The 17,919-nt window shown below is 71.5% G+C and carries 18 protein-coding genes and 1 pseudogene; 9 read left to right on the top strand and 10 right to left on the bottom strand.

Annotation, left to right across the window (positions count from 1 at the left end):
* Positions 1 to 226, bottom strand: a pseudogene (locus ABD54_RS28300) (hypothetical protein); the annotation flags it as partial.
* 68 nt (positions 227 to 294) lie between these two features.
* Positions 295 to 1,041, bottom strand: a complete 747-nt coding sequence (locus ABD54_RS08715) for a L,D-transpeptidase (protein WP_047868922.1) — start codon at positions 1,039 to 1,041, stop codon at positions 295 to 297.
* Between the two features lie 222 nt (positions 1,042 to 1,263).
* On the opposite strand from ABD54_RS08715, the gene ABD54_RS08710 reads away from it, so the two are divergent.
* From ABD54_RS08710 to ABD54_RS08695, 4 genes are all read left to right on the top strand, one after another.
* Positions 1,264 to 1,968 (top strand): response regulator transcription factor, encoded by a 705-nt coding sequence (locus ABD54_RS08710; protein ID WP_047868921.1) that lies wholly within the window; start codon positions 1,264 to 1,266, stop codon positions 1,966 to 1,968.
* On the top strand, positions 1,952 to 4,126 hold the full coding sequence (locus ABD54_RS08705; protein ID WP_047868920.1) for a cell wall metabolism sensor histidine kinase WalK: 2,175 nt from the start codon (positions 1,952 to 1,954) through the stop codon (positions 4,124 to 4,126). Before ABD54_RS08710 ends, ABD54_RS08705 begins: the two co-directional genes overlap by 17 nt.
* Before the next feature lie 198 nt (positions 4,127 to 4,324).
* Positions 4,325 to 4,999 carry a hypothetical protein gene (locus ABD54_RS26690; RefSeq protein WP_053063562.1) on the top strand — a complete coding sequence of 225 codons (675 nt, stop codon included), beginning with the start codon at positions 4,325 to 4,327 and terminating at the stop codon, positions 4,997 to 4,999.
* Positions 4,996 to 5,604 carry a hypothetical protein gene (locus ABD54_RS08695; protein ID WP_047868919.1) on the top strand — a complete coding sequence of 203 codons (609 nt, stop codon included), beginning with the start codon at positions 4,996 to 4,998 and terminating at the stop codon, positions 5,602 to 5,604. Before ABD54_RS26690 ends, ABD54_RS08695 begins: the two co-directional genes overlap by 4 nt.
* Before the next feature lie 149 nt (positions 5,605 to 5,753).
* On the opposite strand, the gene ABD54_RS08690 is transcribed toward ABD54_RS08695, so the two are convergent.
* The 6 genes from ABD54_RS08690 to ABD54_RS28910 all read right to left on the bottom strand — a co-directional run bounded on the left by ABD54_RS08690 (position 5,754) and on the right by ABD54_RS28910 (position 9,169).
* Complete coding sequence (locus tag ABD54_RS08690) at positions 5,754 to 6,584, bottom strand: ABC transporter permease (RefSeq protein WP_047868918.1); 831 nt, start codon at positions 6,582 to 6,584, stop codon at positions 5,754 to 5,756.
* The gene (locus tag ABD54_RS08685; RefSeq protein WP_047868917.1) at positions 6,581 to 7,594 is read right to left on the bottom strand and encodes an ATP-binding cassette domain-containing protein; all 1,014 of its coding nucleotides are present in this window, start codon (positions 7,592 to 7,594) and stop codon (positions 6,581 to 6,583) included. The genes ABD54_RS08690 and ABD54_RS08685 overlap by 4 nt, the downstream gene beginning before the upstream one ends.
* Before the next feature lie 147 nt (positions 7,595 to 7,741).
* Positions 7,742 to 7,948 (bottom strand): helix-turn-helix domain-containing protein, encoded by a 207-nt coding sequence (locus ABD54_RS08680; RefSeq protein WP_082166743.1) that lies wholly within the window; start codon positions 7,946 to 7,948, stop codon positions 7,742 to 7,744.
* A 90-nt stretch (positions 7,949 to 8,038) separates the two neighbouring features.
* Positions 8,039 to 8,335 carry a hypothetical protein gene (locus ABD54_RS08675; protein ID WP_047868916.1) on the bottom strand — a complete coding sequence of 99 codons (297 nt, stop codon included), beginning with the start codon at positions 8,333 to 8,335 and terminating at the stop codon, positions 8,039 to 8,041.
* Positions 8,332 to 8,580 (bottom strand): hypothetical protein, encoded by a 249-nt coding sequence (locus ABD54_RS08670; RefSeq protein ID WP_235432014.1) that lies wholly within the window; start codon positions 8,578 to 8,580, stop codon positions 8,332 to 8,334. Before ABD54_RS08670 ends, ABD54_RS08675 begins: the two co-directional genes overlap by 4 nt.
* A gap of 148 nt (positions 8,581 to 8,728) precedes the next feature.
* Complete coding sequence (locus ABD54_RS28910; protein WP_235432013.1) at positions 8,729 to 9,169, bottom strand: hypothetical protein; 441 nt, start codon at positions 9,167 to 9,169, stop codon at positions 8,729 to 8,731.
* Between the two features lie 182 nt (positions 9,170 to 9,351).
* On the opposite strand from ABD54_RS28910, the gene ABD54_RS08660 reads away from it, so the two are divergent.
* Positions 9,352 to 10,188 carry a helix-turn-helix transcriptional regulator gene (locus tag ABD54_RS08660; RefSeq protein WP_047868913.1) on the top strand — a complete coding sequence of 279 codons (837 nt, stop codon included), beginning with the start codon at positions 9,352 to 9,354 and terminating at the stop codon, positions 10,186 to 10,188.
* A 6-nt stretch (positions 10,189 to 10,194) separates the two neighbouring features.
* Positions 10,195 to 10,389, top strand: coding sequence for a DUF397 domain-containing protein (locus tag ABD54_RS08655; protein WP_047868912.1), 195 nt, complete (start codon positions 10,195 to 10,197; stop codon positions 10,387 to 10,389).
* Between the two features lie 492 nt (positions 10,390 to 10,881).
* Here ABD54_RS08655 and ABD54_RS08650 read toward each other — a convergent pair whose 3' ends face one another.
* Both ABD54_RS08650 and ABD54_RS08645 read right to left on the bottom strand, forming a co-directional pair.
* On the bottom strand, positions 10,882 to 12,423 hold the full coding sequence (locus ABD54_RS08650; protein WP_082166742.1) for a hypothetical protein: 1,542 nt from the start codon (positions 12,421 to 12,423) through the stop codon (positions 10,882 to 10,884).
* Positions 12,424 to 12,451: 28 nt separating this feature from the next.
* Positions 12,452 to 14,506: a hypothetical protein gene (locus ABD54_RS08645; protein ID WP_235432012.1), complete on the bottom strand. Its 2,055-nt coding sequence runs from the start codon at positions 14,504 to 14,506 to the stop codon at positions 12,452 to 12,454.
* A gap of 727 nt (positions 14,507 to 15,233) precedes the next feature.
* Between ABD54_RS08645 and ABD54_RS08640 the strand changes: the two genes are divergently transcribed.
* The 3 genes from ABD54_RS08640 to ABD54_RS08630 all read left to right on the top strand — a co-directional run bounded on the left by ABD54_RS08640 (position 15,234) and on the right by ABD54_RS08630 (position 17,829).
* Complete coding sequence (locus ABD54_RS08640; protein ID WP_047868910.1) at positions 15,234 to 15,797, top strand: DNA-3-methyladenine glycosylase I; 564 nt, start codon at positions 15,234 to 15,236, stop codon at positions 15,795 to 15,797.
* A 262-nt stretch (positions 15,798 to 16,059) separates the two neighbouring features.
* Entirely contained in the window at positions 16,060 to 16,884 is an 825-nt protein-coding gene (locus ABD54_RS08635) for an SDR family oxidoreductase (protein WP_047868909.1), read from the top strand.
* 165 nt (positions 16,885 to 17,049) lie between these two features.
* Positions 17,050 to 17,829 carry a TetR/AcrR family transcriptional regulator gene (locus ABD54_RS08630; protein ID WP_047868908.1) on the top strand — a complete coding sequence of 260 codons (780 nt, stop codon included), beginning with the start codon at positions 17,050 to 17,052 and terminating at the stop codon, positions 17,827 to 17,829.
* Positions 17,830 to 17,919: the final 90 nt, after the last annotated feature.

Genomic DNA, 17,919 nt, shown 5'->3' with positions numbered 1-17,919 from the left:
CGTCCGCCCATCCGACCTCTTCCGCCTGCTGCGCGCCGTGGCCGCGGACGCCCTCGAACCGGCCGACCGGATCAAGGCCCGGCCCGAGACCGACACCCTCACCGCGCTGCGCCGCCTCGGCCGGGGCGGGGGTGGGGGTGGACGATTCGTCGGCCCAGACGGGAGATCCGCCGAACAGGGCGGCGGCCGCGAAACCGGCGACGATCAGGTAGTTCTTCAGGCGCATGTCGGTCCTCGTGTGTGGGTTCGTGTGCGCGGGATACCGTCCCGCGCGGCGGCCCGGAGGCGGTCGCCTCAGCCGGAGATCTCGACCGGGGTGCCGATCGGCAGGTTCTCGGCCATCCAGGTGATGTCCTCGTTGGAGACCCGGACGCACCCGTGGCTGACCTCGCGGCCCAGGGCTTCCTCGTCGTCGGTGCCGTGCACGGCGAGCTGGCCGGGCCCGCCCGCGAACGTCTCCAACGTCTCGGAGAACCCGCTCAGGCCGAAGGCGTAGACCCCGTAGGGCCCCTCCGGGTCCGGCGGCTGGAGCAGTTCGGTGAAGTAGTAGCGGCCCTCGGGGGTGGGGGTCTCGCCCTCACCCGTACCGATCACCCCGGTGCGCACCTCCTCGTCCCCGTCGAAGACGGTGTACTCGAATTCGCCGGTGTCGACCTCCACGCGGTACGCCGTGGAGGTCAGCCACACGTCGTCGCTCCTCACCCAGCCCGTGCTGCCGTTCGGTCGGACAGGCAGCAGGACCTGGAGCCACTCGCCCTCGTTGCGCTCGACGAGGAACGCGCGCTCCACCCCGAAGTCGTTCGGACTCGCGAGGGTGTGCAGCACCTCCCCGCCTCCGGGCTCGGCGTGGACGTCGATCCCGTCGCCGACGACCGTCGCGATCTCCACACCCTCGACGCCGTTGCCGGCGGCGTCGACGGGCGCCTCCTCCGACGCCGCCCCGCCGTCCGGAGCGGACGAGCAGGCGGTGAGCGCCGTCAGTGCGGCGGCCGTGAGGAGCGTCAGTGCCCGGGTGGGGCGTGCGGGCGTCGTTGGGCGCATGGGATTTCCGTCCGGCTTCGTTCGGGGAGTCGTCCGGCGTGCTCGCGCTCCGGACGACAACGAACACTGGCCGACGAATGTGAAGAACCCGTGTGCCCGTCGTGTGGGACCTGTGTGGTGACCTGCGGGGGCTCCACCGGCCCGCTCCGGCGCCCCCGCGCGCACGCGTACGATCGAGCCGCACCGAGGCCCGACCGGGCCGGAAGCCGATCGGAGGTCCCCGTGTGCGCGCATGTGCTGGTCGCCGAGGACGACGTCAACCAGGCCGACCTGATCCGGCGCTACCTGGAGCACGAGGGGCACTTCGTCCGCGTCGTGCACGACGGGCGCGCGGCGGTCGCGGCGCACCACCGGGACCGCCCCGACCTGGTCGTCCTGGACGTGATGATGCCGGTCATGAGCGGACTCGACGCGTGCCGGGCCCTGCGGGCGGAGTCCGACGTGGCGGTGCTGATGCTCACCGCCCGTTCCACCGAGGAGGACCTGCTCACCGGGCTCGACCTGGGCGCGGACGACTACGTCACCAAGCCCTACAGTCCGCGTGAGCTGATGGCGCGGGTGCGCACGCTGCTGCGCCGCTCGCGCAGGGACACCGACGGCGCGGACCGGGTGCTGCACGCGGGCCCGGTCTCGGTGGACCCGTCGCGCCACGCGGTGCGGGTGGACGGGGCCCCGGTCACGTGCACGCCCGCCGAGTTCCAACTGCTCGCCGCGCTCGCCGCCCAGCCGGGCCGGGTCCTGACGCGCGCGCAACTGCTGGAGCACATCCACGGCATGAGCCGGTTCATCACCGAGCGCACCATCGACGTGCACGTGAAGAACCTGCGCCGGAAGCTGGAGCCGGACGCGCGCAGGCCGGTGCGGCTGGTCACCGTGTACGGCGTCGGCTACAAGCTCGTCGGGAAGAGCGATGACCGGACGGCGTAGGGGCGCGCTGCGGCACAGCCTGCTGGCGCGCCTGCTGGCGAGCTCGGTCCTGGTGGCGGTCTGCTCGATCTTCGCGACGGCGTGGCTGGCGGTGCAGAGGACGTCGGAGTCGCTCACCGTGCAGCAGGGGGAGACCCTGGCCGTGGACACCCGCATCCACGACACGCTCGTCGCCTACGCCGCCGCCCACCCCGGGTGGGACGGCGTGGGCGAGACGGTGGGGCGCCTGTCCGAGGAGACGGGGCGTCGGATCGTCCTGACCACCGAGAACCGCGGACTGGTCGCGGACTCGGCCGAGGGGGTCCGGCCGCTTCCGCGGCGGACGACCTCGGTGGTCGATCCGCTGGCGGTGGACGTCACCCTCGCCTCCGAGGTCACCGGGCGCATCGACCCACGCGCGGTGGGGCCGTTCGCGCTGCCGGAGCGGGAGCGGCTCCGTCTGGCCGAGAGGGCGGAGGACACCGCGTCCTGCCTGCGCGACCTGTACGGGATGGCGGTGGAGGTGGAGGCCGGGCCCAGCGGACGCCCCGCCGTCGCCGTGTCCCAGGCGAACCGGTACGTCTGGCTGGACTGCGGGCTGGAGGCGCTGGAGGAGCCGACCGACGTTGAACGGGAGGCGTTGGAGGAGCTGAACGGCCTGTTCAGGACCTGCCTGGGTGTGGAGGCTCCCGAGGAGGCCGAGGCGGAGTACCGGATGGACGGGGCCCTCGGGGTCCCCGTGGCGTTCCCCGTCGGCTCCGCGACGGCCCCCGGCGGCCTCGCGACGGACTCCGGGAGCTTCGCGGACGAGGCCCGCGCCCCACGTGAGCCCTCGGCGCCCGGGGAGGAGACGGGCGCTCCGGGAGAGGCGCCGGACGATCCGGGCGGCGGCGCGGACCCCGTGCCCGGGGAACCGTCCGAGGCGGAGCCGGACCCGTCCGGGGGCTCGGTCCCGTCTCCCGGGCAGGGCGAACCGGCGGCGTCGCAAGAGCCGTCGCCTCCTCTGGTATCCGAGGAGGTCCCGGCCCCGGGAGCGGTTCCCGAGGAGATGGGCGGTCGGGGGTCCGGGGCGCCTCCCGAGCCGCCTCGCTTCGACGCGCGCACCTCCGCGTGCCTGGACTCCGCCCGGCGCGAGCAGTTGGACCCCTACGTGGCCCCGGCGGCGCTGCTGTTCACCGACGACCCCGAGGCGGAGGCGTCGGGCGTCGTGTCGCTGACCGGCGAGGGCCTGGTCCGGGTGTTCGGCGTTGTGCTGCTGGTACTGGTGTTGACGGTGGTGGTGAGCGTGGCGGTGGCCACGCGGCTCGTCCGCCCGGTGCGCGCGCTGACCGACGCGGTGCGGCGGATGCGCGAGGGGCGGGGGGACTCGCGGGTGGAGGTCCGCGACTCCGGTGAGCTGGGCCAGCTCGCGGACGCGTTCAACGAGATGGCCGAGCACCTGGAGCGGTTGGAGAAGCAGCGCCGGGCGATGGTCAGCGACGTCTCGCACGAACTGCGTACGCCGCTGAGCAACCTGCGCGGCTGGCTGGAGGCGGCCCAGGACGGGGTCGCCGACCTGGACCGGGAGCGGATGGGGATGCTGGTCGGCGAGACGCTGCTGCTCCAGGACATCGTCGACGACCTCCAGGACCTGGCGCTGGCGGACGCGGGCAAGCTGCGGCTGTCACCGGAGCCGGTGGACGCGGGGGCGCTCGTGGAGCAGGTGGTGGACAGCCAGCGGCTGAGGGCCGCAGGGGCCGGGCTGCGGCTGGTGGCGGAGGCCGGGGACGTGGTGGTCGTCGCCGACCGGACCCGGCTGGTGCAGGTGGTCGGGAACCTGCTGGGGAACGCGCTGCGGCACACCCCGGCGCCCGGAACGGTGACCGTGCGGGCGCGCCGCTCGGACGGGGAGGCGGTCGTCGAGGTGGCCGACACCGGTGTGGGCATCCCGGAGGAGGACCTGCCGCACGTGTTCGACCGGTTCTGGCGGGCGGACAAGTCGCGCAACCGGCGTACGGGAGGGAGCGGGCTGGGGCTGGCCATCGTGCGCAACCTGGTGGAGCTGCACGGCGGGACGGTGGCGGTGGAGAGCATCGTCGGCGAGGGGACCACGTTCACGGTGCGGCTGCCGCTGGAGGGACCGCGAGGGGTGGAGGAAGCGGAGTGGCCCGAGGGATCGGAGTGGCTGGCGGAGGACTGAGGGGGCCGTGCCGCTGGCCGCCGGGGCCGGAAGGCGGAGTCCAGCGCGGCAGCCGGTGACGGTGGACCGTACATGGAAACGCGTGCGCGGCCGGAGGCGGTCACGGCGCGCCCGGAATGCCCTGCCTCGTCTAGGATTCAGCCAGGCGCGACACCGGCCCGACCGCGCTTCCCCCTGCCCCGGGCCCGTGGAGGATGCGTGCACCAGCCCCCGAACGCCCGCGTCCCGAGTTACAAGGACCTGTACGGCCCGGGGTTCGGTGTGATGGTGGTCTGCTGGATCACGTCCTTCCTGCTCCTCATCGTTCTCGCGGTGGCGAAGGGCCTCCATGTCGTCATGAGGGATCTCGTCTGGTTCGGTGTGGACCCCGCCTGGGCGGACGCCGCCGCAACCTTCTCCGACGCCCTCGGAACCGCCTTGTTGGTTCCTCTTCCCCTGCTCAACGTCCTCGCTCTGTTTCTCACCGCCTCCTTGGACGCGGTGCACCCGAAGAACCTGCCTCCATGGACAACGCGCGAACAACTGCGTGAGGCGCGGGTCCTGTCGAGCAACGCCGTCATGGGCGGTGACCCCTGGACGAACTTCCTCGCACGTGCCCACGCCGGAGTGCACCTCAGGTCCTTCGGTTGGGTGTTGCCCCGCTGGGGGCTGGTCAGCTATCTCGCCCTGAACGGGCTGATGATCGGCAACGGTGTGTTCCTGCTCGTTCTAGGGTTCCGGCACGAGGACCCCGCCCTCATAGCGATAGGTCTGAACAACATTTCGCTCTTCGCCGGGTTCGCCTTCTTCGCTCTGGCTCTCAGGGCCCGGCGCCAGCGCATGCGCACCTTCTGCGACCTCTACGACACGGACCAGAGACGGATGGTCCGGTGAACCAGCAGCGCCCTCCCCTGTTCGTCCGTATCCGTGCCTACGCCCACCGGTACCCACGTGGTTACGCGATCCGCGCTGGCCTCGTCGGCGGCCTCTTCTTCGGTGCTGTCACGGGGCTCTTCTGGGCCTTCTTCCTCCAGTCCGTGGGGGACAGCGCCGTGTGGGCCCTTCCGTTCGGGGCGGTTTCGGGGGCCCTCTTCGGCATTTTCATGACCGTGGTCATCGTCAGATCGCTTCCTTCGACCCCTCTCCCTCCGGACACCGACCGGGCGGGGATGCGCGAGGCCGCGCGGCTGGTCCGCCTCGGCGCCCCCGGCACCGACCCCCTGGTCAACCAGATCGCCCGCCACCAGGCCGAGTCGGTTCTGCGTCAGCAGTACTGGCCGAAGACGATGGCCACTGTCTTCGGCTTGGGTCTGGCGTTGAACCTGTGGTCGGTAACGATGAGCATCACCGGCCCCGGGCTCTGGGGCAACGTCGTGGGCATCGTGGTGTTCTCCTTCATTCTGTTCGTGGCGATGCCGCTCACCGCACGCCAACGCAGGCGGGCCCGGGCCTTCCTCACCGCGTTGGAGGAAGTCCCGGGCCCAGGCAGGCACACCTAGTGGCCGGAACCGTTACCGGTGTGACGCGAGGGTTCTGAACTGCGATGATCTTGTACTTATAGCGAGGTTGGACGGTCGAGACTCGCTATAAGTACAAGATCACGGTGAAGAGGCCGGGCCGATGCAGCTTTCGGTCACCGTATCGACCCTCAGCGGCCGAGCGCCCGGAACCGCCGCACGCACAGCGGGAAGAAGACAGCCGTGAGCACCAGCGGCCAGACCACCGCCATGAGCACCGCGTTCTGCGCGATCCAGCCCTCCCCGCCCCACCCCGGGTTGCCGAACAGCTCCCGGGTGGCGGCCACCGTGGACGACAGCGGGTTCCAGTCCGCGACCGCGCCCAGCCACACCGGCATGGACGCCGTCGCCACGAAGGCGTTGGACAGGAAGCCCAGCGGGAACTCCAGCATGTGCACGGCCCCGAGGGCGCCCTCGCCCCGCACGGCCAGGCCCACGTAGACGCCCACCCACACCAGCGAGAAGCGCAGCAGCAGGAGCAGCCCGATCCCGGCGGCGGCCTCACCGGTGCCGCCGTTCCACTGCCACCCCACGAGCAGGCCGCACAGGACCAGCAGGGCCAGGGTGATCGCCGACCGGAGCATGTCCGCCGCGCACCGGCCCACCACGACGGCCGAGGGCGCCATGGGCATGGAGCGGAACCGGTCGGTGACGCCGCGCGCGGCGTCCTGGGACACGGCGGTGACCGTCTCGCCCACCCCGAAGACCATCGCCATGGCGAACATGCCGGGCATCAGGAACTCCCGGTAGTCCCCGCCGCCGGGCACGGTCATCGCCCCGCCGAACAGGAACCCGAACATCAGCACCATGACCACGGGGAACAGCAGTCCCGCGACGAGCTGGCCGGGCTGGCGCAGCCAGTGCACGACGTCGCGCCGGGCGATGGTCCACCCGTCCGCCAGCGCCCAGCGCAGCCGGTCGGCGGGCGCGGACGCCGCGCCCCGGATGACGGTGTCGTTCATCGGCTATCCCCCACCCGGTCGCCGTGCTCCTCGTGCTCGCCGCGCTCGCCGTGGTCCCCGCGGTCCTCATGACCGCCGGTCAGGTGCAGGAAGACCTCGTCCAGGGTCGGACGGCGCAGCGCGACGTCCTCCACCTCGATCCCCTCCTCCTCCAGCGCCCTCACCACCTCGGTGAGGGCCTCGACCCGGCTGCGGACGCCGACGCCGATCCGACGCGCGTCGGCCTCGACCTCGGGCCGTTCTCCGGTCACCCTGCCGATGAGGGCGGCGGCCCGGTCCAGCGCGGCGGCCCCGTGGAGCACCACGTCGAGCCGGTCGCCGCCCAGCCGGGACTTGAGTTCCTCCGGTGTGCCCTCGGCGACGACGCGGCCGGAGTCGACCACCGAGATCCGGTCCGCCAGTTGGTCGGCCTCCTCCAGGTACTGGGTGGTGAGCAGAACCGTGGTGTCGCCCGCCACCAGGGCGCGGACGGCGTTCCACACCTCGTTGCGGCCCCGGGGGTCGAGCCCGACGGTGGGCTCGTCCAGGAACAGCACGGGCGGGGACAGGATCATGCTCGCGGCCAGGTCCAGGCGTCGTCGCATGCCGCCGGAGTAGGCGCTGACCGGCTTGCGTCCGGTGTCGGCCAGGCGAAAGCGTTCCAGCAGCTCGTCGGCCCGCTCGGCGGCGCGCCGGGCGCCCAGGTGGTAGAGGCGGCCGAACATCTCCAGGTTCTGCCGTCCGCTGAGCACCTCGTCCACGGCGGCGTTCTGGCCCACCAGGCCGATGCTCCGGCGGACCGCGTCCCCCTGCGAGGCCACGTCGTACCCGGCGACGCGCGCGGTGCCCTCGTCCGCGCGCAGCAGCGTGGCCAGGACGCGTACGGCGGTGGTCTTGCCAGCGCCGTTGGGGCCGAGCAGTCCGCACACACTGCCCGCGGGCACGTCCAGGTCGAACCCGCGCAGCGCCCAGCTCCTCCCGTAGCGCTTGCCCAGACCGCGCGCGTTGATCGCGCCTCCGGTCGTGTTCACAGCGTTCCCCTCTCCACGCTTGTCGTACGCCGTACAGTACGGCCTACGATCCGGAGAACACAAGGGGATCGGAGATAATTCCGTACGGCGTACAGAATCTTTTTTCCGAGTCGGACGCGCGGTGTCGGCTCCGCCGTGTGCGCGGGTTCAGGTGCTGGGCGGCTGGTCGATCCGGAGCAGTCGGCGGACCTCGGCCAGGTCGAGGCGCAGGTGACCGCCGGGGGTGCGCACCACGGGGACGCGCCCCTGTGCGACCCACCGGTTCACGGTCCTGGGATCGACCCTGAACAGGTCGCCCACCTCGGCCACGGTGAGCAGGTAAACGGGCAGTTCGGTGCGGGGTGTGTGGGTCACGGGAGTCCTTAGTCGGGGGTGGGATGGGGGCGGAAGACAGAGGACGGGGCCGCGCGCCGGGGGCTCGGAGCCGCCCGGCGCGCGGCCGGTTCAGGGAATGGGCGTGCGCTGCCGGGGAATGGACGGCGGCTTGTCCGGTGGCAGTGCCTCCAGCGGTGACCTCCACACGACCGGGTGGAGGCGGTGGTACTCCCAGGGGGTGCGGCACACACGGACCCGTGTGCCCTGCTGGGCTCCGTAGACCTCCTCGTGCTGCCAGGTCGAGCCCAGGTAGCGGACCCTCACCCCGTGGGCGCGCGCCCAGGCTTGCAGGGCCTCCCTGCTCTCCACCTCGCGCACCTCGAACACGGTCCTCGGTTCGCGGCGCGGTTCGGGCACGGCGGTCATGGTTCGCACTCCTGCCGTTGACCGGAATCGCGAAGCTCGCGGGCGGCCTGCTGAGCCAGGCGGGCGAGCTTCTCCAGGGCGGCGACCCGCGCGGCGCGGCCGCGCGCGCTCCAGCCCGGGGAGAGGTCGACGTGGCAGGCGGCCACGGCCAGGGAGGCGAGGGAGCCGGACCCGTTGGCCTCGCGGCACAGACGGACGTCGTCGCACGTCAGGTCCGTGATGGTGACGGCGGTGGTCGCGGACATCATCGGTTCGCCTCCCGGAGTACCTGGTGCGCGGCGCGCACGATCGGGAGAGCGCCCGTGGCGACGCTGACCCGTGCCGTGGGGAGCACGGCCAGAAAGGGACGGGTGCGGCGGCTGCGGCTGCGGCGAGACCGGAAGGCGAGGGAGTTCACGCCCTCGCCCCCTCGAAGGTTCGGGCGGCCTGGATGGCCTGGGCTGTCTGGGCGGTCTGGGCGGTCTGGGCGGTGTGCCATTGGCGGACCACGGCGGCGAGGTCGGTGAGGTCGTCCGGCGGGCGGGGAGGCGGCGCGGCCGGGGCGATGACGTGCAGGAGGTCGCCGCCGAGGTGGTCGGGGGCGGGTCGCTTGTGTGCTCGCGTCCGCTCCCATGCCCGGTAGTAGGGCGGGATGAGGTCGCGCTCCACCGGGGGTTCGACGGGCTGCGGAGGAAGGGACGGCGGATCCTGCCACTCCCAGCGGCGGCACACGGGCGTGCGGCGGCGTGGGGCTTGGATTCGAGCGGGAGGCGGCGCGGACCGCGTGTGGCGGCCCCGGGCGGGCGGGGCTATCGCCCGCCGCAGCATCACGAAGAACTGGATCAGGTATCGCACGAGGCGACTCCTCTCGGCTGCCGGGTGGGAAGCCCGGCAAGGACTGAGTAGCCTCATGATGCAACTAGGATTCCAACTTTTCAAGGATGGGATTCCTAGTTGTACGCTTACACCCGATATCCAGTTACAGGATTCCTAAAATGTCCCTCTCTGACCGACGACGATCTACGATCAGGGGCATCATGGCCACCAGGTACTCGCCAACCATCCGTCGACGTCGCCTGTCCGCTGAGCTGCGACGCATCCGCCAAGCCGCGCGCATGACCAGTGAGGAAGTCGCGAAGGCCGCCGAGCTGTCCAAGTCGACGTATTCCAACATCGAATCCGGCCTCAAGCAGCGCCCGAAGCTCCCGGAAATCCGCGCCATCCTCAAGGCCTGTGGGCTGTCACCCGGCCGCGAGTACGAGGAGATCCTCGACCTGTGCCGCCAGTCCCTCGAACGCGGTTGGTGGAACCGGTACCGAGACGTTCTGGCCGCGAGATACGTGGGATTCGAGACCGAGGCCAACGCGATCTCCACGTGGGAGCCTGTGGTCCTGCCCGGCCTGCTCCAGGTGCCGGGATACATGGAGGTCATCGCCCAGGCCGCGTTGTTGCGGCCGGAGGACATCCACCGCATCGTCGACGCGCGGATGACACGACAGCGCATCCTGGATGATGAAGACGCACCTGAGCTGTGGGCCATTTTTGACGAGACCGCACTTCTGAGGTTGGAGCAGCACCCGATGGTGCGTCAGGAGCAGGTCCGCCACCTGCTGGAGATGGCCGAGCGCCCGAATCTGACCCTCCAGATGACACGCGCGGCCCAGCTCAACGCGGGGAGCGGAGGCCCCTTCGTCATCCTGGAGTTTCCCGAATCGGTCGACCCCACGGTGGTCTATTTGGAAACGGACACCGATGGAATCTACTTGGAGGAGCCCGACGAGGTCGCCCGCTACAGAAACCTGATGAACCACCTGCGCCTGGCCGCTCTCCGTCCCGGCGAGACGATCGACCACCTTCGACAGATGATCGAGTAGAAGACCATGACCTCAGTTCCCACCCTGTTGAACTTCCGTAAGTCGAGCTACAGCCAGCCCAGCGGCGGCAACTGCGTCGAGGTCGCCGACGCCCCCGGAGTGTCAGCCGTTCGCGACACGAAGTACCGCGACCGAGGGCACCTGCTGTTCGAGTCGCCGGAGTGGCGTCGGTTCGTCGACTGCGTGAAGACCGACGGCTGACCCAGTCCAAACGAAAGGTCCCTGGTGATCTTGGTCGCCAGGGGCCTTCGTGTACTCGTTCCGTGATCACTGTAGCGTCCGCGCCCGGCGGGTGTTGGCAGGGCGACCCCGGAAGACGAGCCTGTACAAACGAGACACAGCACCGCACTGAGGATGTCCGCTACTAGGTTCTTCGGGTACGCCATCGCACAGTGGTGCGCTCCCTTTCCCGGTGATCTTGTACTTATAGCGAGGTTCGACGGTCGAACCTCGCTATAAGTACAAGATCACCGCAGGTCAGAACCCTTGCGTCACACCGGTGACGGTTCCGGCCAGCACACATCCGGCGCCTACTGGCGGACGCCGCACAGCCCGGGGCCGTCCCCGCGTGCGCGGAGACCACGTCCCCGCAGACGTGCCACCGCACCCGGCCAGCGTCCATGCGTGCCCGGCCCCAAAAGGCCCGACGCCTGCGGGCACCGTCGAGCGCGGCAGCCGCCCGGAACCAGGAAGTCACACCCCCGCGACACCGCCGATGACGTGCGGGTGGGCCCTGGGCTCCTCCCCCTCCAAGGGCAGCTCGACCACGGGCACGTACCGGCCGACCGCCTCCCCGCCGTACTCGTCGCTGTAACCGAGGGTCCCGCCGCCCGCCCGTACCTCGTGGGCGCTGTTGAGCAGCATCAACTGGGAGGCCACCTCCTCCGAGGTGGGAGGCCCGCCGCCCAGGTCCATCCCGTTGGTCATCCGCACCGCACTGGCCGCCACGGCGAACGCGTCGTGGTTGACCAGCGCGTATCCGTTGTTCAGGGCGTCGGGGTCCTCGTCCCCCGCGTACTCCTGGAAGGCGCTCACGAACGACGCGTAGTGCGGCGGCGCGTTCTCGGGGGCCCGCCCCGTGCTCCAGCGCGGATCGACCGACGAGGCGTAGACCAGGGTGATGTCCCCGTCGCGCAGGTAGCCCATCACCTCCTCGTCGTCCACGGCGGTCAGGCCGATCACGGAGAACAGGACCCGGAAGTGCTGGTCGGAGCAGGCCCGGCTGGCCAGGGAGGCCAGGAACTCCTCCAGGTCCGGGGCCCGCCCCGCGAAGAGCACCGTGTCGGTGTCCGAGGCGCACACGTTGAGGGTCACCGTGTGGAACAGGCCCGCGCGCGGCGGGTCCCCGACGGTGGTGCCGGTGTACTCCTGGGGGTGCCCGGTGATGTAGACGCCGAGCTGGTTCTCGTAGGCCTCGCGCAGTGAGGAGACGAACAGGTCGGGTTCGTTGGCGTCGTAGACCAGGCTCGCCCTGGGCGTCTCCTCCAGGTCGTCGAGGTAGGCGCGCAGCGCCCGCACGTACTCGGTGTTGCTTGGCGCGGCGCGCATCAGCCCCGGCGTGTCGGGGTGGGCCAGGCCGTCGGCGGTGACCGCGGCGGAGACCATGGGGACGCCGTGCACGTCCAGGCGGGCCGCCACGTCCCGGGTGGAGCTGACGCTCACCCCCATGCCGACTACCGCGACCAGGGGGTTCCCCTCGTCTTCGGCCATGGCCGCGAGTTCGTCCACCACCGGCTCCCAGCTCTCCTGCTGCCCGCCCATGTTAGCCAGGTGGAGCTGGATCGCCGGGCTCTGATCACCGAAGTGGGGGGTGTGGTTGGCCCGCATCTGGGCGGTGTGGGCCCCCTGCAGCGACCTGACCATACGGACGGGGTCCATGGGGCTGACGTCGCCGAAGGTGAGCGTGCCCAGGAGGGCGATGCGGACGACGTGCCCGTCGGCCTCCTCCGCCACCCGGGTGTTCTCGCGCGCGATGGCGGCCTGCACCTCGGCGTACTCCTCGTGGTAGACGTACGACCCGTCGGTCACGCCCACGCACTGCCCCTCGGACAGGCGCACGCCGCTTCCGGGCCCGCCGCAGGTGAACACGTCCCAGTAGAGGGCGACCGGGAGCAGCAGCAGGAGCACCAGCGCCGGAACGGCCAGCTTCCACCACCGCCGCAGCCATCTGCGGACCAGGGAGCCCGGTCCGCCGGGCACATGCGGGGACAGGGGCGCGTCGTAGGGGCCGTTCATGGTCGTCCCTTCTGTGGTGGCTGGCCGCTCACGCCTTGGCGCCGAACTTGGCGACCAGCCGCAGGTGCCACGCCGCCTCGTCGAAGATGTGCGCGGCTCCCTTCGGCGCCCGCCCGGCGAGGTCGTTCAGCGCCATGTGGCAGACCGAGTGCAGCGCCCCGGAACGGAAGAGGTCTGGATCGTTGAGGATCTGGCGGGCCGCGACGAGCTTGAGGACGGTCTCCGTCTCCTCCGCGTCATCGGCCCCCTCCGGGTCCGCGTGCCGCTGCCAGGTGTGCGTCCACGCGTCCAGGAGCGGGAACGACGGCCGGACCCGCAGGGGCGCCGCGGTGACGCCGCGCAGCAGGCGGACCCACTCCTCGCCGCCGATGTCGGGGGCTTTGAGCCAGCCCTGGAGATGCCAGGCCACTCGGGTGAGCTGCCCCGCGCAGAGGCGGTGGTAGATCGCGCACTCGGCGGAGCGCCGGTTGTCGGACTCCCCGCTCTGGTAGTGGTCGGCGAGTCTGCGGTGGACGGCGTCCCAGTCCCCCGGGGCCCCGCTCGGGCGCCGGGCCAGGCTGCGGCACAGCAGGCGGCGCAGCACGGTGGTCGTCTCCGGGGCCGCGCGGTCCCACAGGGGGTATTCGAGGAGGCGGTCCTCCTCGACGCGTTCGGTGAGTCCGCCCGACCGGTTCAGCCACAGCCCCGCGTCGGCGTCCCTGGCGGCTGAGCAGGTGACCAGCGCCTCCCGCAGGCGCTGGTCGAGGCGATCCGGGTCGACGCCGAGGGCCGTGGCGAGCATGCCCTCCTCCACGGTCACCGCGGACTCCAGCCCGGTGACCGGGTCGACGGGGCGGTGGGCGAGCGCGGCGTGCAGGCTGGTGCCCCGGACCGCGACCCAGGCGTCGGCGAGCTGGGCGGTGGTTCCCGGGTGCCCTCCGGTGAAGTCCGCGAGGATGTCGACGATCTCGTTCGAGACGTGGCCGCTGCCCTTGGCCCGGGAGCGGGCGCGCGAGAACAGCTCGCCGACGGCACGCCTGTCCAGCGGTTCCAGGACCGAGAAGCGCATGTACTGGCGGGTGTCCTCGTAGAACCGCTGGAGGGGCACGCCGTCGACCGTCTCGGACGCGGTGGCGACCACGGTGAGCGGTTCCGGGAAGCCGGCGCCGCCGAGGAGCCCGCTCCGCGCGAAGGGCGCCGGGGCCTCGGCCAGGGCCCGCAGCAGCACGGGCCCCACTCCCCGGTCGGCGTTGTCCAGCAGCAGGACCGGGGTGGGCTGGTAGCCCACGCGCCTGGCCGCGTGCTGGAGGTCGGTGAACAGGGCCTCGCTCAGGAAGCGGGCCACCTTCTCCCGGTTGGAGATGCGCGACACCGCGTCCACGGCGTCGGGCTCGCGCGCCTGGAGCCAAAGGTGGTAGAGGGAGTCGGCCACCTGTTCCCGGGCCTGCCCGCCCTGGCCCTGGGCGCGCATCCACTCGAAGACGCGGTCCAGGACACGGGCGCCCACGCCCGACACGGCGGCGGCCCATCGGGCGAGGTCGACCGGCAGCGGATCGACGCCGACCAGCTCGGCGGGCGGAATGAGGTCGCCCGCCTCGCTCAGGAACCTGCTCAACCGCCCCATGCCGCTGGGCCACACCTGGTCCACCAGGGCGGTGATCTCGGCGTGCGCCCGGTCGTTGCGGCTCCTGATGTCCCCCTCGTCGACCGGTTCCCCGTCTGGGTCGATCTCCAAGCGGACGGTGATGAGGCTGATCCAGAGCCGGGGGAACTGGAGGCGTCCGTAGTAGCGCAGGGCCCGCGCGAGCCCCCTCTCCTGGTGGGAGGAGATCGCCGCGAAGGCGTCGGGGACGCTGGAGTGGTATCTGACGTCGGCGAGGTCGAGGTGGGCGTGGGGGACGCCGAGCCTCTCCAGCTCGCGGGCCTTGTGCAGGGCGAAGTGGGACTTGCCGTACCCCCGGGGGCCGTGGACGAGCAGGATGGGGCGTCTGCGGCCCGGCAGCCCCGACCAGCCGGGGTCCACGAGTTCCTTGTAGCAGACTGCCTGCGCCTCCTGCCCGACCGGTGTCTCATGAACGTCCGGCACCCGCGCGCCACTCGCCACGACCCGTTGGCCTCCCTTTGTCCGCTCCCGTTCCGGCCCGCCACCGACATATGATGCGCACCCCTCAGCGTTTTATAACCATATCGGGTTTTTGTGACTTACGCGTTATGAAAATCCTCCCTTTGTGGGCGTTCTGATTTCTTATGCGAAACTTGATACTGGTGTTTCTGATGGGGCTTCTGAGGGCGCGCGAAAAGGGCGTACTCCGAAGTTGTCCACAGAAGCAGGAGGCGCCTTCCGGCGCGGCGGCGGCCCTGTTTCCATGAAGGGGAGAGAACGAGAACCGCTGATCCGACGATCCGAACGGAGGGCCCGTGACTGGAGATCCTGGCGCGGCACCGCCTGAGATGCCGGACGCTGCGGCCCTTCGCGGTCAGTCGTTGGGACCATTCCCGCGTGCGCGGGGAGCACGGTGCTCCTACCTGGACGTGGACCGGGCCGTGGGGACCACCCCCGCGTGCGCGGGGAGCACAGTCACTGACCTGCAAACTTACCAGCGGCAAGCAGCCGAATTTCCGAATTGCCAAGAAACAGACATTTCACCCGCAAAGCCAGGCCCCAACCAATCCATGGCTTCACACACAGGACCGGCACACCCGCACCACCGATCAGGACCGCGACCGGCGAGGCACCTGCGCAACGCACCCCGACCCGAGGTCGCGTCCGGAGTGTCACCGACCTGCGGCACCATGGAGGCGACCACCGCCGCCGGCCCCGAGGAGCTGCCATGTCCGACCAGCGCTGTGCCTGGGCACGTGGGTCCTCCGAGCTGATGCGGGCCTACCACGACCACGAGTGGGGCAGGCCCTCCCGCGACGACACGCACCTGTTCGAGATGCTCGTCCTGGAGGGCGCGCAGGCCGGGCTGTCCTGGTCCACCGTGCTCAACAAGCGGGAGAACTACCGGCGGGCCCTGGAGGGGTTCGACCGGGAGCGGATCGCGGAGTACGGCCAGGAGGAGACCGACCGGCTGCTCCAGGACGCCGGTATCATCCGCAACCGGCTCAAGGTGGCCTCGCTCCCCCGCAACGCCCGGGCCTTCGGGGACGTGCGAGAGGAGTACGGCACCTTCGCGGCCTACCTGTGGGGCTGGGTGGACGGAACGCCCGTGGTCAACCGCTTCACCGAACCCTCCGAGGTCCCGGTGAGCACCCCGCTGTCGGACCGGGTCAGCAAGGATCTGAAGAAGCGCGGCTTCACCTTCGTGGGCACCACCATCGTCTACTCCTACCTCCAGGCCGTGGGTGTGGTCGACGACCACCTGTTCGCCTGCCCGGCCAAGCCCGCCTGACCGACGCCGACCGCTCCGGCCTCGCCCCGGCGACGTCCGCCGACCCGGACAGAACGCGGAAAGGCCCGCCGACGTCCGGGGCGCCTTTCGCACGCCCTGATCCCACTCCGGGCCCGGGGCCGCCCGAGGGCCTTCCGCACGCCCTGCTCCCGCCCCGAACCGCCACCCCCGGACACCCGGGCCACTCTTGCTCACCATTTCCGTACACCGTACTGTACGGCTTACGGAAACCAAGGACCCCCCAGTGGACGGATGGAGAGCCATGACCTTCCTCGTCGCCGGAGCCACCGGCAACGTCGGCCGCCACGTCGTCGGGCAACTGCTCGGCGCCGGACACCCCGTACGCGCGCTGACCCGCTCCCCCGGCCGGGCCCGCCTGCCCGAGGGCGCGCAGGTCGTCGGCGGCGACCTCACCGACCCGGACGGCCTCGCCCCGCACCTCGAAGGGGTCACGGGGCTGCACCTGATCACCTTCGGCGGGGACGACCACAGCCCCCTGGCCTCGGCGCCGCGACTGGTCGAACTCGCCGCGAAGGCGGGCGTGCGCCGGGTGTCGGTGCTGTGCGACTTCTACCCGGGACCTGTGGAGGAGGCCCTGGCCGCGAGCGACCTGGCCTGGACCCTGCTCCACCCGGTCGAGTTCATGGCCAACACCCTGGACTGGGCCGGCTCCGTCCGAGCGGAGGGCGTGGTCCGCGAGGCGCGCACCGCGCCCAGCGCCCTGGTCCACGAGGCCGACATCGCCTCCGTGGCGGTCACCGCCCTCACCCAGGACGGCCACGGAGGCCGCACCTACCCCCTCACCGGCCCCGAGGCGCTGACCCCGGCGGAGCGGGTGGCCGCGCTCTCGCGCGGGATCGGCCGCGAGATCGGGCTGGTCCGCCTAACCCTGGAGCAGGAGGCCGAGCGGCTGCGCGCCCTGGGCCACGACGAGGAGTACGTGGCCTTCGGCCTGCAACTGGTCGCCGACCCGCCCGAGGTCGGCGCCAGGGTCCAGGACACCGTCGAGAAGGTGACGGGCAGGCCCGCGCGCACCTTCGTCGAGTGGGTCGGGGAGAACGCGGACGCCTTCCGTCCGCGGGCCTGAGCGCCGGCCCGCCGCGTCCGGCCGGGACCGCTCCCCCGGCCGGAGGGGTCCCGGCCCCGCGAACCTCCCGGCGCCCCGGCCTCCCCGCGACGCCGCGCAGCGGGGCGTGCGCCCGTGGAACACGCCCTAGACTGGCCGGACACCGGACCGAGAGCAGGACGGCCGATGCCCACGCAGTACACCAAGAGCGGCGACCCCGCGCGCAGTCTCGCCCTGCTGTGGCGGACCCAGGAGCCCGTCAGCCGCCGCAACAAGCCGGACCTGAGCGTGGACCGGATCGTGGCCGTGGCCTCGGAGATGGCCGACACCGACGGGCTCGCCGCGCTGTCCATGCGAAAGGTCGCCGAACGCCTGGGCGTGGGGACCATGTCCCTGTACACCTACGTGCCCGGCAAGGGCGAACTGGTCGACCTCATGCTCGACGCCGCCTACGCCGACATGTACGCGGACGGCGAGCGCCCCGAGCACTGGCGCGAACGGCTGAGCGCGGTGGCGTACGCGAACTGGCGGCTGCTCCTGCGCCACCCCTGGATGCTCCAGACCCCGCGGGGCCGCCTCCTGGGCCCCCACCTCATCGCCAAGTACGAGTACGAGCTGTCCGCCGTGGACGGCCTGGGCCTGTCCGACGTCGAGATGGACTCCACGGTCAGCCTGGTCAACAGCTACGCGGAGGGCGCCGCCAGCCAGGCCGCGGCGGTCAGCGAGACCGAACGGGCCACGGGGATGACGGACGGCCAGTGGTGGAGCACCCACGGCCCGCTGCTCGCGGCGTTCACACGGGACAGCGACTACCCGCTCGCCTCACGGGTGGGCAGTACGGTGGGCAGGGAGCACAGGACGGTCTACTCGTCCGACCACGAGTTCGCGTTCGGCCTCGAACGCGTCCTGGACGGCGTCCGGGTCCTGGTGGAGTCGCGCTCCGCCCGGGGCTCGGAGGGGTCCTGAGGGACGGAGCACCCGGGGTCAGGGGGGTCGCGCGGCGGCCCTCCACCTGCACCGCGCGTCTCTTCGGCCGACCCGTCCGCCTCCGGCGGC

The organism is Nocardiopsis sp. RV163, assembly GCF_001029525.1.
Lineage (GTDB): Bacteria > Actinomycetota > Actinomycetes > Streptosporangiales > Streptosporangiaceae > Nocardiopsis > Nocardiopsis dassonvillei.
The sequence above is the reverse complement of the archived record's forward strand: the minus strand, read 5'-3'. Positions and strand labels throughout refer to the sequence as shown.